The organism is Klebsiella michiganensis (assembly GCA_000963575.1).
GTDB lineage: Bacteria > Pseudomonadota > Gammaproteobacteria > Enterobacterales > Enterobacteriaceae > Cedecea > Cedecea michiganensis_A.
Map to the genome: position 1 here is coordinate 2,699,242 of CP011077.1, position 15,804 is coordinate 2,715,045.

Here is a 15,804-nt window from a genome sequence, read left to right on the forward strand (position 1 = left end):
CTACCTCATTTTTTGCCATCGATATGTTTAATCAGCACGTCAACATTCAGATGATTGACGTATTCCATCGAGTCAGAAGCGAACTGCCCCAGCCATCGGTTGCGGTGCCCGGCCAGCACAAGGTCCACTCCCAGTGAAGAAATGCATTTTTCAACGTCTTCAAAGCGGTTCAGCGTGACCAGTTCCCGCGTTTTTACCGGCACGCTGACGGAGCGCACCAGCTCGCTAAACAACGCTTTCGCCTGAATCAGGTCGGCGGAAACGTTGTCATCCATTCGCGCATCGGAGACGTAATTCATCTCCCGGTAGTCATCGCTAATGTGTACCAGCGTGATTTGGACGGGCAGCGCCCCGGCAAGGCGGGCGGCATGCTGGATCAGCACCAGTCCGTCGGTCTTGCCCTGAATAAGTACGAGAACGTGGGAATAGAGGCTCATAGTCGGCTCCAGGCAGGATTGAGTTGGCTTTGCAGCCAGGGGAGAAGCTGTTTTTTGCGGCTCATCATGCCGGGCATCACGCAGGGCTGCGCCCCAGGTATCAAGGAAGATGTAGAAAAATAGAGTTCAGAAAGCCCGGCATTAATGTCGGTCACCATCAACACGACAAAATCGACATCGGCGTCGGCTGCATGCCGGTTTATTTCTTCCAGCAGGGCATCCAGTTGAGGAGCAAGTTGCGTTAGAGAGTATAGTTCCAGCTGCGCAATTTTTAGCCGAACACCGTTGATGTCAAAACGTTTGAGATCTTTGTGCAGGAGTTCCCTCGCGCTCAGCCCGGCAATAGAGGTCTTAGCCGTCAGCAGGTCGGTAATAAACTCTTCATAATCAATACCGATGCGCCCGGCCAGCTCATCCGCCGTCAGCCTATCCTCAGGTGTGGTCGTGGGCGAACGTAGCGCGACGGTGTCACTGAGTAGCGCACCCAGGAGTAAAATAGCCTCGCTGGCAGAGAGTCCGTCACGAAGTCGGGCGTCCATAAGCTGCCAGAGCACTGTGGCGGTGCTGCCCACGGGTTTGATACACACCTCCGGCGGCAACCGGGTCATCAGCCCGCCCAAACGGTGATGATCGATGATCCCGACAATATTGCCGGTGATAAGCGAGTCTGGCCCTTGCCCCGGCTCGTTGAAATCCACCAGCCAGATGTCTTTATTGCTCAGAGAAGACGAGAGAAGCCCGGGCAGAGGAAGCCCGGCGTGGGAGAAAATCAGTTCAGTTTCACGGTTAACCTCGCCGCAGCGCCACGCCTGCGCAGTGCGGCCCCGCAGCGTTAACCAGCGCGCAACCATCACGGCGCTGCAAACGGCATCGCTGTCGGGATGAAGGTGACCAATAACATGTATCATGGCTCGAGCCCCGTTAAGGGAAGCATGCAGAGCCGGGGGGTAAACGTTGACCAGCCTGACATGCCTCTTGGATTAAAAGAGTCATACCAGGCGTCATCAGCCTCCGAACGAGGCGGTTGGGGAAGGTGGAACGCCATCACCTTGCGAAGCATTGTGAACCCTTCCCCACAGGGTTTCAAGCAGGTTTTATGGTTTCAGCCGCTGGCCCCGCGCATCCACAACCTGTTCGCCATCCTCTTTGCTGAACGCGCCCTGCAGCGGGTCAGGCAGGATATCCAGCACGCGTTCTGAAGGGCGGCACAGTCTCGTCCCAAGTTCAGTCACCACAATCGGGCGGTTAATTAGCAGCGGGTACTGCGCCATAAACTCGATGAGCTGCTCATCGCTGAACTGCCCTTTCTCAAGCCCCAAAGTCTCATAGGGCTCAACGTTTTTGCGCAGCAGTTCGCGGGCGCTAATCGCCATCCCGGCAAGCAGGCCGCGAAGCTCTTCACGGGACGGGGGCGTCTCGAGGTAATAGATAATCACAGGCTCCGTCCCGCTGTGCCGGATCATCGCCAGCGTGTTGCGGGAGGTACCGCATTCAGGGTTATGGTAAATCGTAATTTTGCTCATGGTCGGTGACTCAGTGAGAGAAAGAAAGACGCAGGGCTAACGCCACCAGCGTAACCGCCAGCACGGGCAGCGTCATCACAATGCCTGTGCGGAAGTAGTAGCCCCAGCTGATGGTCAGCTTCTTCTGGGCAAGAACGTGCAGCCACAGCAGCGTGGCCAGGCTGCCTATCGGCGTGATTTTAGGCCCGAGGTCGCAGCCGATGACGTTGGCGTAAATCATCGCCTCTTTGACGACGCCCCCGGCGCTGCTGCCCTCAATGGATAAGGCCCCGATCAGCACCGTAGGCATATTGTTCATCACGGACGACAGGAAGGCGGTGATAAACCCCGTGCCGAGCGTCGCAGTCCACACCCCGCGTTCTGCCAGCGCGCTGAGCAAACCGGAAAGCTGCCCCGTCAAACCGGCGTTGCGCAGGCCATACACCACCAGATACATCCCCAGCGAGAAAATCACAATCTGCCAGGGCGCCCCGCGCAGCACTTTGCCGGTATTAATCGAATGCCCTTTTTTCGCCACCGCGAGCAGAATCAACGCCCCCACGGCGGCTATAGCACTGACCGGGATCCCCTGCGGCTCCAGGGCAAAAAAGCCCACCAGCAACAGCACCAGAACAATCCAACCCGCCTTAAACGTGGCCGGATCTTTGATGGCACTGGCCGGGGTTTTCAGCAGTTCAAGGTCGTAAACTGGGGGAATATCTTTGCGGAAAAACAGATGCAGCATGGCAAGCGTGGCAGCAATCGCCGCGAGGTTAACCGGCACCATCACCGAAGCGTATTCGCTAAACCCAAGCTGGAAGAAGTCTGCGGAAACGATATTAACCAGGTTAGAGACAATCAGCGGCAGGCTTGCCGTGTCGGCGATAAATCCCGCGGCCATTACAAACGCCAGCGTCGCGCCCGGGCTAAAGCCCAGGGCCAGCAGCATGGCGATAACAATCGGCGTCAAAATAAGCGCCGCGCCATCATTCGCAAATAGCGCCGCCACGGCTGCGCCAAGCAGCACTATCCAGGTAAACAGCAATCGTCCACGCCCTTTTCCCCAGCGGGCAACGTGCAATGCCGCCCACTCAAAAAAACCCGATTCATCCAGCAGCAGACTAATAATAATCACCGCGATGAAGGTGGCCGTAGCATTCCAGACAATCGCCCACACGACGGGAATATCGGCGATCTGAACCACACCTGTCGCCAATGCAAGCCCGGCGCCCAGCATCGCACTCCAGCCAATGCCCAGCCCCCGCGGCTGCCAGATAACCAGCCCCAGGGTGAGAAGGAATATTACCCCTGCTAAAAACATGTTAACTCCCGTTCCAGTAACACCACATCATTCATATATGAAAAAACGAATGTATTAAGATAAATTTTTTTACTGACAAAGCGTCATCGTTCCGCTCGCTTCAGTTTGCTTTAAACGTTCCAGGACTTCATGCCCCTGGCTCTGCCAGGCCTGCTCAATGACCGCCGCCGCCCAGGCGGGCATATGCGGTGAGAGACGATAGTAAACCCATTTCCCCTCTCTTCTGTCCTGCAGCAAACCACCCTCGCGCAGCATAGCCAAATGCCGGGAGACCTTAGGCTGCGGCAGATCCAGTACGGCAGTGAGTTCACAAACGCAAAGCTCGCTTTTCGCCCTCAGCAGCAGGGTGATAGCCAGCCGGGTCTCTTCAGAAAGATATTTAAAAAGCTGTAAAGGCGTCAGTGCAGTCATGATGGAGTCTCTTGAATAGGCGCTGCTATAGTAAATCTCAGCGCGCTAAAGTCAATCATCACATTCGAATAAACGAATTTGTTTGTCATAAAAAAGCCCGGTCTAAACCGGGCTTGCGATGATTCTGAAAGACTAGCGGCGCGCGCGAACAATCTGGTATTTGCGCGTCAGGTACTCTACCGGCGCGCTCCAGATATGCACCAGGCGAGAGAACGGGAACAGCAGGAACAAGGTCATCCCCAACACCAGATGGACGCGGAAGATAAACGCCGCGCCGTCAAGATATGCCGATGCACCGCCGCGGAAGGTCACCACGTGCTGCGCCCAGTTCACCAGTTTCATCATTTCGCTGCCGTCCATATGCTGAGCGGAGAACGGAATGGTGCCCAGCCCCAGCGCACACTGGAGCATCAGCAGGCTAAGGATCAGAATATCGGCCCCGGTGGTGGTGGCACGAACCCGGGGGCTGAACAGGCGACGCTTCAGCAGCAGCAGGCCCCCTACCAGCGTCATCACGCCGCTGGCCCCCCCGGCAAACATGGCCATTTTCTGTTTAATTTCCAGCGGTAAAAACGACTCGTACATCCAGTGCGGCGTCAGCATGCCGAGAAAATGCCCGGCAAAGATCCCAAGAATGCCGAAATGAAACAGGTTTGACGCCAGGTTCATGCCCTTGCGATCCAGCATCTGGCTGGACGCTGCGCGCCAGGTGTACTGCCCGTAGTCATAGCGAAGCCAGCTACCAATCAGGAAAACGGCGCCGCAAAGGTACGGGTAGATGTCAAAGAAGAAGACGTTGAGAAAATGCATTATTTCCCTCCTGCTATATTCAGGTACTGCGGAGCCACCGCCCCGGCAAAACGACGCTGGTGCGCGGTAATTTCAGTCTCTCCGCAGCTGTCATCGGCCATAAATTTCACCTGCTCCTCCTCCCACACCGCATCCAGCGCCTGCGGCGTGTCGTCGCGCGCTTCGTTAGCAATTTGCTGGCGAACCGTTTCCACGCTGACGCCGCTTTCAGACAGAGCAATCAGCAGGTCAAACAGCAGGGCATAATTGCTCTCACGCTGCTTCAGACGAGCGCTGAGCAGGGCCAGGATTGGCGCGATGTCCTGCAGCCCGCCCTGCGCTTCCACAGGGGCGCGCTGGGACAGATATTCCAGGTACAGCGGCAGGTGATCCGGCAACTCGTGGCTGTCAATTTCCAGCCCGGCCTGCTGATACTGGTTCATCAGGTTAACCATCGCCTGGCCACGATCGCGTGATTCACCGTGAACGTGTTCGAACAGCAGCAGCGATGTTGCCCTGCCGCGATCGAACAGTTCGCTGTAGCTGGATTGCGCGTCCAGCAGTTCACGGTGGCAAAGTGCATCAATGAATCCAGCCAGATCGCCGCGCTGTTCTTCCGTCAATGCCTCACATTGGGCCAGGGCGTCATGCAGCTCCTGGTGATGCTGCCACAGGGCAGCATCCGGGTACTCCAGCAGGCGGGAGATAATCAGTAATTCAATCATGGGTGCGGCTCCGTTTTGCTCGAGACGTCGATGGCGTCAATCCGGCGGCTGTTGAACAGATTGAATTTGGTATCGCTGCCGTGGCAGCCATCGCCGAAGCTAAAACCGCAGCCGCTGTGCTCAGGGAAGGTTTCCGCCGCCAGCTCGCGGTGGCTGGTCGGCACCACAAAGCGATCTTCGTAGTTCGCGATAGCCAGGTAACGGTACATCTCCTGCGCCTGAGCTTCGGTTAACCCCACCTCTTCCAGCGCGCGGGTATCGATCGCGCCGTCCACGGTTTCGGCACGTTTGTAGTGGCGCATCGCCATCATGCGTTTCAGCGCCCGCAGTACCGGAGCCGTATCCCCGGCGGTCAGCAGGTTTGCCAGATACTCCACAGGAATACGCAGGCTTTCGACGTCAGGCAGAATGCCGGTATGCGGCAGCTGGCCCGCATCGCTTGCGGACTGAATCGGCGACAGCGGCGGCACATACCAGACCATCGGCAGCGTGCGGTATTCCGGGTGCAGCGGCAGGGCAAGCTTCCAGTCCATCGCCATTTTGTAAACCGGAGACTGCTGGGCAGCGGCGATCACGCCCTGAGGGATCCCGTCTTTCAGCGCCTGAGCAATAACCGCCGGATCGTTCGGATCGAGGAACACGTCCAGCTGGCGCTGATACAGATCTTTCTCGTTTTCCGTGCTGGCCGCCTGTTCAATCGCATCCGCGTCGTACAGCAGCACGCCGAGGTAGCGAATACGCCCTACGCAGGTTTCAGAACACACTGTTGGCATGCCGGCTTCAATGCGCGGGTAGCAGAAGATGCACTTCTCAGACTTGCCGCTTTTCCAGTTGAAGTAGATTTTTTTGTACGGACAGCCGGTGATACACATCCGCCAGCCGCGGCATTTATCCTGGTCAATCAGGACAATGCCGTCTTCTTCACGCTTGTAGATAGCGCCGCTCGGGCAGGTCGCCACGCAGGCCGGGTTCAGGCAGTGTTCGCACAGGCGCGGCAGGTACATCATGAAGGAGTTTTCGAACTGGCCGTACATCGCCTTTTGCATATTGACGAAGTTCTGGTCCTGCGCGCGTTTTTCAAATTCACCGCCGAGCAGCTCTTCCCAGTTCGGGCCAGCTTCGATTTTATTCATTCGCTGGCCGGTAATCAGCGAGCGAGGCCGGGCCACGGGCTGCGCTTTGCTGCCCTCCGGCGCGGTGTGCAGGTTCTGGTAGTCGTAGTCAAACGGCTCGTAATAATCATCGATGCCCGGTAAATGAGGGTTAGCGAAGATTTTCCCCAGCAGCATCGCGCGGTTACCCATGCGTGGCTGCAGCTTGCCGTTGATTTTGCGGATCCAGCCGCCCTTCCATTTTTCCTGGTTTTCCCAGTCATTTGGGTAGCCCAGGCCGGGTTTAGTTTCCACGTTGTTAAACCACGCGTACTCCGTCCCTTCCCGACTGGTCCAGACGTTTTTGCAGGTCACCGAGCAGGTATGGCAGCCGATGCATTTATCCAGATTCAGCACCATGCCAATTTGTGAACGAATTTTCATTTTACGCTCTCCTGTACCTGGTCATTGCCTTCGCCGTCTAACCAGTTAATCGCTTTCATCTTACGAACCACCACGAATTCATCGCGGTTTGAGCCGACCGTACCGTAGTAGTTAAAGCTGTAGGCCAACTGGGCGTAGCCGCCAATCATGTGGGTTGGCTTCAGCGTGATGCGGGTAACCGAGTTATGGATCCCCCCGCGCTGGCCGGTAATTTCAGACCCCGGCAGGTTCATGATGCGTTCCTGCGCGTGGTACATCATCGTCATCCCGGCGGGCACACGCTGGCTCACCACCGCCCGCGCCGTGAGCGCCCCGTTTTTGTTAAACACTTCAACCCAGTCGTTATCCGCGATGCCGATTTCTTTCGCGTCGGCTTCACACAGCCAGATAATTGGGCCCCCGCGCCCCAGCGTCAGCATCAACAGGTTGTCGCTGTAGGTGGAGTGGATGCCCCACTTCTGGTGCGGCGTCAGGAAGTTCAGCGCTTTTTCCGGATTGCCGTTGGACTTGTGGCCCATCATGCCGTCCACGGAACGGGTATCAATTGGCGGGCGATACACCACCAGGCTTTCGCCAAAGTCACGCATCCACTGATGATCCTGATAAAGCTGCTGGCGGCCTGACAGGGTGCGCCACGGAATCAGTTCGTGAACGTTGGTATAGCCCGCGTTGTAGGACACATGCTCATCTTCCAGGCCGGACCAGGTCGGGCTGGAGATAATTTTGCGCGGCTGAACCTGAATGTCCCGGAAGCGAATCTTCTCTTCTTCCTTGGGCAGCGCGAGGTGCGTGTGGTCGCGGCCGGTAAATTCGCTGAGCGCGGCCCAGGCCTTCACCGCCACCTGACCGTTAGTTTCCGGCGCAAGGCTGAGCACAACCTCAGCGGCATCAATCGCCGTGTTGATCATCGGCTGGCCTTTAGCCGGGCCGTCGGTCTTCACGTAGTTGAGCTTGCGCAGGAACTCGACTTCTTTCTCGGTATTCCAGCTAATACCTTTCCCGCCGTTGCCGATTTTCTCCAGCAGCGGCCCCACGGAGGTAAACCGTTCATACGTCGCCGGATAGTCGCGTTCAACCACCATGATGTGCGGCGCAGTTTTGCCCGGGATCAGGTCGCATTCGCCCTTTTTCCAGTCCATCACGCCATACGGCTGGGCCAGTTCGGCGGCGGAGTCGTGCTGAATCGGCAGCGTCACAATATCGGTTTCTTTACCGAGGTGGCCGACGCAAACTTCAGAGAATTTCTTCGCGATGCCTTTGTAGATTTCCCAGTCGCTTTTTGACTCCCAGCAAGGATCAACGGCGGCGGAGAACGGGTGAATAAACGGATGCATATCCGAGGTATTCAGATCTTCTTTCTCGTACCAGGTGGCGGTCGGCAGCACGATGTCGGAATACAGACAGGTGCTCGACAGGCGGAAGTCCAGGGTGACTACCAGATCCAGCTTGCCTTCCAGGCCATTATCGACCCACTCCACCTCTTCCGGCATCAGCCCGCCTTCCTGGCCCAAATCTTTCCCCTGAATACCGTGCTCGGTGCCCAGCAGGTATTTGAGCATGAACTCATGCCCCTTCCCGGAGGACCCCAGCAGGTTGGAGCGCCAGATGAACATGTTGCGCGGGTGGTTGTAGCCGGAGTCCGGCTGCTCAGCGGCGAAGCGAATACCGCCGGATTTGAGCTCATCGACGGTGTAATCCACCGGCGACATCCCGGCCTCTTTCGCTCTGTCAGCAATGCGCAGCGGGTTAGTGCCAAGCTGCGGGGCAGACGGCAGCCAGCCCATACGCTCGGCGCGCACGTTGAAGTCGATCAGATGGCCGGTATAGCGGGATTTATCCGCCAGCGGCGACAGAAACTCGTCCGCCGTCACCGTCTCGTAGCGCCACTGGCTGGAGTGGTTATAGAAGTAGGAGGTGCTGTTCATATGGCGCGGTGGACGCTGCCAGTCGAGGGCAAACGCCAGCGGCATCCAGCCGGTTTGCGGGCGCAGTTTTTCCTGACCGACATAGTGGCCCCAGCCGCCGCCGCTCTGCCCAATGCTGCCGCAGAAGATCAGCATATTGATAAGCCCTCGGTAGGCCATATCCATATGGAACCAGTGGTTCACGCCCGCGCCAACGATAATCATCGAGCGGCCATGGGTTTTGTCTGCGTTATCCGCAAACTCACGGGCAATACGCACGATGTCCTGGCGAGGCACGCCGGTTATCTTCTCGGCCCAGGCCGGGGTGTAGGCTTTCATTTCGTCGTAACTACTGGCGCAGTTTTCATCGTTCAGACCGCGATCCAGGCCGTAGTTAGCCAGGGTAAGATCGTAAACTGTAGCCACCAGCACGCTTGAACCATCCGCCAGTTGCAGGCGCTTCACCGGCAGTTTATGCAGCAGCACGTCTTTCAGTTTGACGTTTTCGAAATGCGCGGTGCTCTCACCGCCAAAGTACGGGAAGCCCACCTCGGCGACTTCATCGTGGCTACCGAGCAGGCTCAGGCGCAGCGCGGTTTCTTCGCCAGTGCTGCCGTCACGCTGTTCAAGATTCCACTTGCCTTTCTCCCCCCAGCGGAAACCGATGGACCCGTTCGGTGCCACCAGCTCACCGGTCTGGTCAGCCAGCGCGACGGTTTTCCACTGCGGGTTATTTTCCTGACCAAGGCTGTCGACCAGGTCTGCCGCACGCAGCAGATTAGCGGGCGCATAAAATCCGTCACGCGCTTCCAGCGTTACCAGCATCGGCATATCGGTGTAGCGACGAACGTAGTCGGTGAAGTACTGGCTCGGTTTGTCGAGGTGGAACTCTCGCAGCATGACGTGGCCCATGGCCATTGCCATCGCGGCATCGGTCCCCTGCTTCGGCGCCAGCCACTGGTCGCACAGCTTGGAGATTTCCGCATAGTCCGGCGTCACGGCAACGGTTTTGGTGCCTTTATAGCGAACTTCGGTAAAGAAATGGGCGTCTGGGGTACGCGTCTGAGGAACGTTAGAGCCCCATGCGATGATGTAACCGGCGTTATACCAGTCGGCGGATTCCGGCACATCTGTTTGCTCGCCCCAGGTTTGTGGAGACGCAGGCGGCAGGTCGCAGTACCAGTCGTAGAAGCTCATACAGGTGCCGCCGATAAGCGACAGGTAACGCGTCCCTGCCGCGTAAGAAACCATCGACATCGCCGGGATCGGTGAGAAGCCGGTGATCCGGTCCGGGCCGTAGGTTTTTGCGGTATAGACGTTCGCCGCCGCAATCAGTTCGTTAACCTCTTCCCAGCTTGAACGAACAAATCCCCCGCGGCCACGGGCCTGTTTGTAGCTTTTGGCTTTGTCAGGATCGTTAATGATGGATGCCCAGGCCTCGACCGGATCCTTATGCTGCGTCTTAGCTTCGCGCCACAGCTTGATCAGCCGTTTACGCATCTGCGGGTATTTCAGACGGTTGGCGCTGTAGAGATACCATGAGTAGCTCGCCCCGCGCGGGCAGCCGCGAGGTTCGTGGTTTGGCATATCCGGGCGGGTACGCGGGTAGTCGGTTTGCTGGGTTTCCCAGGTCACCAGGCCGCTTTTGACATAAATCTTCCAGCTGCAGGAGCCGGTACAGTTCACGCCGTGCGTGGAACGTACCACTTTGTCATGCTGCCAGCGCTGGCGATACCCTTCTTCCCAGTCGCGATTGGTATCGAGTAGCTGGCCGTGTCCATTGGCGAAGGTTTCTCCCTTCTGCCTGAAATAACGAAACCGGTCGAGGAACTTGCTCATCGGGATACTCCTGATGTGGAGCCTGGTGGCTCTTCTGGTGAAATCGACATTGCTTGATGCCCGAGACGGTAACGCCTCGAAAGAAGGGGATTTTTGATAACGATCAACTGCTCCTGGTGTGGTTTTTTACTCCCCACCAACCTCTACCCCCAAAGTGTGATCCCTGCAATTTCAATAACTATATGAATGTAAACATAAAAATATTAAAATTTATCAGCGAGGGATTAGGGCCAGGCCGGGTTTGGGTATTAAGGGGTAGGCGGCGTCATAACCGCCCCTGGAAACATTCCGGGCAAAAAAAAGCGCGACCGAAGCCGCGCAAAGGGATAACCAAAAGGTCAAAGCATTAGCGTGAAGATTTACGGCCATAAACGGCCCAGGTGATGACCACGCACACGATATAGAAGACGAGGAACAGCTTCATCGCCCCGGCAGGCGAGCCGGTGAGCGCCAGGGACGTGCCGAAGGCTTTAGGGATAAAGAACCCGCCAATGGCCCCGATGGCCGAGATAAAGCCCAGCGCTGCGGCGGTATCCGTGGCGGCTTCTCGCAGGGCAACTTCATCGCTGCCGCCGGCAGCTTTCACTCTGTCCATTGTCAGCTTGCGGAAGATCACGGAGATCATCTGGAAGGTGGATCCGCTGCCCAGCCCGGCCGTCAGGAACAGCATCAGGAACACGCCAAAGAAGGCGATAAAGTTCCCGCCCTGGCCGTCAGACGGCAGCGTGGTGAACAGCAGCGCGCTGAAAATCGCCATCAGAATAAAGTTATACAACGAGACTCGCGTCCCGCCCCAGCGGTCGGAGATCGCTCCACCGGCGGAACGTGCCAGCGCGCCAAACAGCGGGCCAAAAAAGGCGAAATGCAGAATGTTGACGTCCGGGAACTGAGTTTTAGACAGCATCGCAAACCCGGCGGAAAAACCGATAAACGAGCCAAATGTGGCCAGGTACAGCAGACCCAAAATCCAGAGGTGGCCGCGCTTTAGCACCGGCAGCTGTTCACGCAGGGACGCTTTGGACGCCGAGAGATCGTTCATCCCGAACCAGGCCGCTAAAGTGAAAACGGCCAGAAACGGCACCCAGATCCACGCGGCATTTTCCAGAAACAGCATCGTGCCATCGCCCTGTTCAACGCCTTTACCGCCGAAAACGGCAAACATCGACAGGGAGATAACCAGCGGGGCGACCAGCTGCATCACGCTCACGCCCATATTCCCCAGCCCGCCGTTAATCCCCAGGGCACCGCCCTGCTTTGCCTTCGGGAAAAAGAAGCTGATGTTTGCCATGCTGGAAGCAAAGTTCGCCCCGGCAAAGCCGCACAGCAGCGAGATGCATATGAAGGTGTTAAACGAGGTGCTGGTGTCCTGCACGGTAAAGCCAAGCCAGACGCACGGAATAATCAAAATGCCGGTGCTGAACGCCGTCCAGCGTCGGCCACCAAAAACGGGCACCATAAACGAATACGGCACGCGCAGCAGGGCGCCAGAAACGGACGGTAGCGCCGTGAGCATAAACAGTTGGTCGGTGGTGAACGTAAAGCCAACCTTATTCAAATTCACCGCCACCGCGCTGAAGAGCATCCAGACGCAGAAAGCCAGTAGCAGGCTTGGCACGGAAATCCACAGGTTGCGACTGGCGATCCGGTGCCCCTTTTGTTGCCAGAACTGCGGATCTTCGGGCCGCCAGTCGGTAATCAGTGCGCCCGACGACTTCTCGGTAACGGGAGACTGTGACATAAACACCTCATTTCGTGTGAGTAAATGCCGCAACCTTAGGGTTCCTGCGTGGATATTAGTTGATGTAAATCAAGGGATAATCTATCTCTCGGGCGGGCAAAAATTCCCCCTCATTCTTTGTGAGTAATCTTCTGACAAAAAAATAACGTGATTTATCACATCCCTGCGGGGCTGGTTGCCGACTGATTTCGGCGCTCTGCCACCTGTGGCAATTTAGGGGTAATCCTTAGTGGGTATGGGTATACTCCAGGTGTTGGCCGAAAATAGCGCCACTCATCCCCTTCACCGCTTCAGGAGCCCGTGCGCAATGCTAAAACGCCTGCTTTCTCCCCTCTCGCTGGTCAATCAGCTCACGCTGGTTGTCATGCTGCTGGCGACGTTAAGCGTGGCGGGAATGGCAATGGCCGGCTGGCTGGCCCAGGGGATCTCCGGCAATGCCCACGCGATCAATAAAACGGGCTCGATGCGCATGCAGAGCTACCGCCTGCTGGCGGCCATTCCGCTGACGGAACAGGATAAGGAGCTGCTTAGTGAAATGGAGCAAACCACCTGGAGTGACGATCTGCTCCTTGCCGCCGAACGCGACGGGCAGCAGGCTAAACTTCAGCAGTTACAAGAATACTGGCGCAGCACCCTCGAACCCGCGCTGATCGCCGCCCAAACGCCACAGCAGGTGAAACCCGCCGTCGCCCATTTTGTGACCAGCATTGATGAACTGGTCAGCTCCTTCGACCGCACCACGGAGATGCGTCTGCATCATGTGATTTTGCTGCAGCAGGGTATGGCGGTATTACTCGGGTTGTTGATCGTTTTTACCCTGATTTGGTTACGCAAAAGATTACTCCGCCCGTGGCGGCAACTTCTGGCGATGGCCGCCGCCATTGGTCAGCGAGACTTCACCCAGCGCGTGAATGTTCGGGGGCGGGACGAAATGGCCACGCTTGGGATCGCGCTTAACAGCATGTCCAGCGAGCTGGCGCAAAGTTACGCCGTGCTTGAACGGCGGGTTCGGGAGAAAACCGCCGGGCTTGAGCAAAAAAACCAGATGCTCACTTTCCTCTATGAGGCAAATCGCCGCCTGCACGCCCGGGCTCCGCTGTGCCAGCGTATTTCCCCCGTGCTGAGCGAGCTGCAGGTTTTAACGCCATTGCTGGGGATCGTGCTGCGGGTTTATGAGTACGAAGATGAAGAGAATTACCAGGAATACACTTTCCAGCCGGATGCACTCTGCGACGCTCAGGGCTGCCAGCTGTGTCCGGATGCCGGGGCAGCGCAGCCACAGGAAACCACGACCCTGAAGTGGCGGCTCACCGATAACCACGTTCATTAAAGCCCTGCAGCAGGCCGCGGCGGGCGAGATGGTACTCAGCGAGGCGCTAACACCTGTGCTGGCGGCAAGCCTGCGGGCCAACCGTACCACCTCCGATCGTGATGTTAATCAGCTCACGCCGCGCGAACGCGATATCCTGAAGCTGATAGCCCAGGGCTTGCCTAACAAGATGATAGCCCGCCGCCTGGACATCACCGAAAGCACGGTGAAGGTGCACGTCAAACACCTGCTGAAAAAAATGAAGCTCAAATCCCGGGTAGAAGCCGCCGTTTGGGTTCACCAGGATCGCATCTTCTAACGCCTGCTACTCCTCCGGTAACAGGGAGTAGCGCGGATCGCTTTCAGGGGTGATCAGTAGCGGAGCCGCGGGCTTGAGCACAATCTCATTCGAAGTGACCTTCTGCCCTTTTGCATCTTCCACGGTGACCGACAGGTGGTAATTATTTTCGGCGCCGTCCTGCCACGCAGGTAAAATAATGCTCCAGCCGTCGGCGCTGAGCGGCTGGGCCGGTGGCGTCAGGCTAAGCGCCTGAGTATCACCCTGCCATACCAGCCGCCGGATGCCGTGCGTCGCTTTCACCTGCAGCTTAAGCAAAACCGTTTCTCCCGGCTGTAGCTGCCAGGGCGGCGTCGCCAGGAATACCGACAGCGTTTTGCGCTGGCGGAACTGCATCACCGGGACAGAGTCCCTCTCAACGCTATCGTAGCGGCTGCCGCGCAGCGAACTGGTGGTGGCCACTTCGTCCGCCGAGAGCTGCTTCTGCAACGGCACTCCGAAGCGATAATTCAGCTTAAGCCCCAGATTGTCCTGCGCGATCCCGCTTTCACCCTGCTTATGCTGGGCCGTGAGCGTAATCAGCGGCACCGGCGTGTAGTTGATGCCCATCGTCACCGCGACGGGGTTTCGGTATCCGCTATCGCTGTCGAAGAGCGTGACGTTGTCACCAAAGTATTGCTCAAAGCTAAGGCTGGTAAAAATATGCCGATAAAACGGCAGCCAGGCTTGCGCCGTGACATCGTAGCCCCGGGCCAGGCGCTGTTCGAGCGTGTCGGTTTGCGCGCGCCAGCCGTTCAAAGGCTGGTAATAATTAGCCGAAAGCCGCAGGTATTCCCCCCAGGCTTCCGCCCCAAACCCCGCCCGCTGGAGCTGCGTTGTCAGCTGATTGTCGTAGAACGAGTTGTAACCCAGCAGCCAGTTACCGGCTACCCAGCGCTGTCCCAACCCAATGTTACCGGTGGCGCCGTTTTTTTGCTGGCTAAAGCCGAGCTGGCTCCAGGTCAGATAACGATTGTTGTCCTGCCAGGGGGTAAATAACGCCCCGCTGCTGCCGGACCAATTGCCGTGCTCATCCACCCGTAAATTGACGTTGGCTTTGCCCCAGGGCGAAAGCAAAGCCTGGGTTTCATCGGTCACTTTGTCGGTCAGTAAATCCCTCAGACTGGTAAAGGCGAACAGTCGCGCCTGCTCGCCGGTATCCAGCCCGTTGTCCACCATGCTGTCTTCGCCAAACTTCTTCGCCATCGCGGCAATTCTGCGCGCGGCGGCATCGGTTTCAGGCGCAAGGCCCATATTCGGCAGGTCGTCGGCGGGAGAAGAGAAAGGATTTCGGGCAGCAGGCGCGGCGTTGTGTGAGGTACTCATTGCCCCTCCCGGACGAGGGAGCAGGCAGCACAAAGTCAAAAACGGAACGGCAAATCTACGCATTGCGTAATGATAACACACTGGTTTTGCCCTTAACCTGCCGGGGCCACGTACATGTACGACTCCAGGATTAATCCGGCTTTTCCGGGGATAAATCATACTCACCGGTAACTCAGGGCGATACACTGTTTCTTATGCTCAGCGTTATCATCAAGGAGAAGACAATGCAGAAGATAGTCATTATTACCAACGGAGCGGCTTACGGCAGTGAGTCACTTTTTAACAGTTTGCGGCTGGCCATCGCCCTGCGCGACCAGGAGCCGCAGCCAGAAGTAAAACTGTTCCTGATGTCCGACGCGGTTACCGCTGGCCTGCGTGGCCAGAAGCCTGCCGAGGGATACAACATTCAGCAGATGCTCGAAATTCTCACCGCACAGGGCGTGCCCGTGAAACTCTGTAAAACCTGTACCGACGGGCGCGGCATCACCGGCCTGCCGCTCATTGAAGGCGTCGCCATCGGCACGCTCGTTGAACTTGCCGAATGGACCTTAGCGTCAGATAAAACCCTCACTTTCTAATTATTTCGGCGCGGGAATATTATTTGCTTATACCCTCTCTCGCGCCATCAAGT

General features: G+C 57.3%; 12 protein-coding genes and 2 pseudogenes. 3 read left to right on the top strand and 11 right to left on the bottom strand.

The features are described 5' to 3' along the window. Positions 1-5 precede the first annotated feature (5 nt). The 10 genes from VW41_12545 to VW41_12590 all read right to left on the bottom strand — a co-directional run bounded on the left by VW41_12545 (position 6) and on the right by VW41_12590 (position 12,201). A complete protein-coding gene (locus VW41_12545; protein AJZ89799.1) occupies positions 6-437 on the bottom strand; it encodes a universal stress protein in 432 nt (143 codons plus the stop codon). After that, positions 434-1,345 carry an inorganic pyrophosphatase gene (locus tag VW41_12550; GenBank protein AJZ89800.1) on the bottom strand — a complete coding sequence of 304 codons (912 nt, stop codon included), beginning with the start codon at positions 1,343-1,345 and terminating at the stop codon, positions 434-436. The genes VW41_12545 and VW41_12550 overlap by 4 nt, the downstream gene beginning before the upstream one ends. Before the next feature lie 186 nt (positions 1,346-1,531). Next, complete coding sequence (locus VW41_12555; protein AJZ89801.1) at positions 1,532-1,960, bottom strand: arsenate reductase; 429 nt, start codon at positions 1,958-1,960, stop codon at positions 1,532-1,534. Between the two features lie 10 nt (positions 1,961-1,970). Continuing rightward, positions 1,971-3,260, bottom strand: a complete 1,290-nt coding sequence (locus tag VW41_12560) for an arsenical pump membrane protein (protein ID AJZ89802.1) — start codon at positions 3,258-3,260, stop codon at positions 1,971-1,973. Between the two features lie 69 nt (positions 3,261-3,329). Further along, complete coding sequence (locus VW41_12565; GenBank protein AJZ89803.1) at positions 3,330-3,671, bottom strand: ArsR family transcriptional regulator; 342 nt, start codon at positions 3,669-3,671, stop codon at positions 3,330-3,332. Positions 3,672-3,803: 132 nt separating this feature from the next. Beyond that, positions 3,804-4,481, bottom strand: coding sequence for a nitrate reductase (gene narI, locus VW41_12570; GenBank protein AJZ89804.1), 678 nt, complete (start codon positions 4,479-4,481; stop codon positions 3,804-3,806). Further along, the gene (locus tag VW41_12575) at positions 4,481-5,185 is read right to left on the bottom strand and encodes a nitrate reductase (protein ID AJZ89805.1); all 705 of its coding nucleotides are present in this window, start codon (positions 5,183-5,185) and stop codon (positions 4,481-4,483) included. The genes narI and VW41_12575 overlap by 1 nt, the downstream gene beginning before the upstream one ends. Continuing rightward, a complete protein-coding gene (narH, locus tag VW41_12580; protein AJZ89806.1) occupies positions 5,182-6,720 on the bottom strand; it encodes a nitrate reductase in 1,539 nt (512 codons plus the stop codon). The genes VW41_12575 and narH overlap by 4 nt, the downstream gene beginning before the upstream one ends. Beyond that, the gene (narZ, locus tag VW41_12585; protein AJZ89807.1) at positions 6,717-10,463 is read right to left on the bottom strand and encodes a nitrate reductase; all 3,747 of its coding nucleotides are present in this window, start codon (positions 10,461-10,463) and stop codon (positions 6,717-6,719) included. Before narZ ends, narH begins: the two co-directional genes overlap by 4 nt. Before the next feature lie 346 nt (positions 10,464-10,809). Next, positions 10,810-12,201, bottom strand: coding sequence for a nitrate/nitrite transporter NarK (locus tag VW41_12590; GenBank protein ID AJZ89808.1), 1,392 nt, complete (start codon positions 12,199-12,201; stop codon positions 10,810-10,812). Between the two features lie 307 nt (positions 12,202-12,508). Between VW41_12590 and VW41_12595 the strand changes: the two are divergent. Together VW41_12595 and VW41_12600 are read left to right on the top strand one after the other, a co-directional pair. Beyond that, positions 12,509-13,525: pseudogene (locus VW41_12595) on the top strand (nitrate/nitrite sensor protein NarX). A gap of 1 nt (position 13,526) precedes the next feature. Then, positions 13,527-13,829, top strand: a pseudogene (locus tag VW41_12600) (transcriptional regulator NarL). A gap of 6 nt (positions 13,830-13,835) precedes the next feature. On the opposite strand, the gene VW41_12605 reads toward VW41_12600, so the two are convergent. Next, positions 13,836-15,236, bottom strand: coding sequence for an invasin (locus VW41_12605; GenBank protein ID AJZ89809.1), 1,401 nt, complete (start codon positions 15,234-15,236; stop codon positions 13,836-13,838). A gap of 161 nt (positions 15,237-15,397) precedes the next feature. Here VW41_12605 and VW41_12610 point away from each other — a divergent pair, with 161 nt between their 5' ends. Continuing rightward, entirely contained in the window at positions 15,398-15,751 is a 354-nt protein-coding gene (locus VW41_12610; protein ID AJZ89810.1) for a hypothetical protein, read from the top strand. Positions 15,752-15,804: the final 53 nt, after the last annotated feature.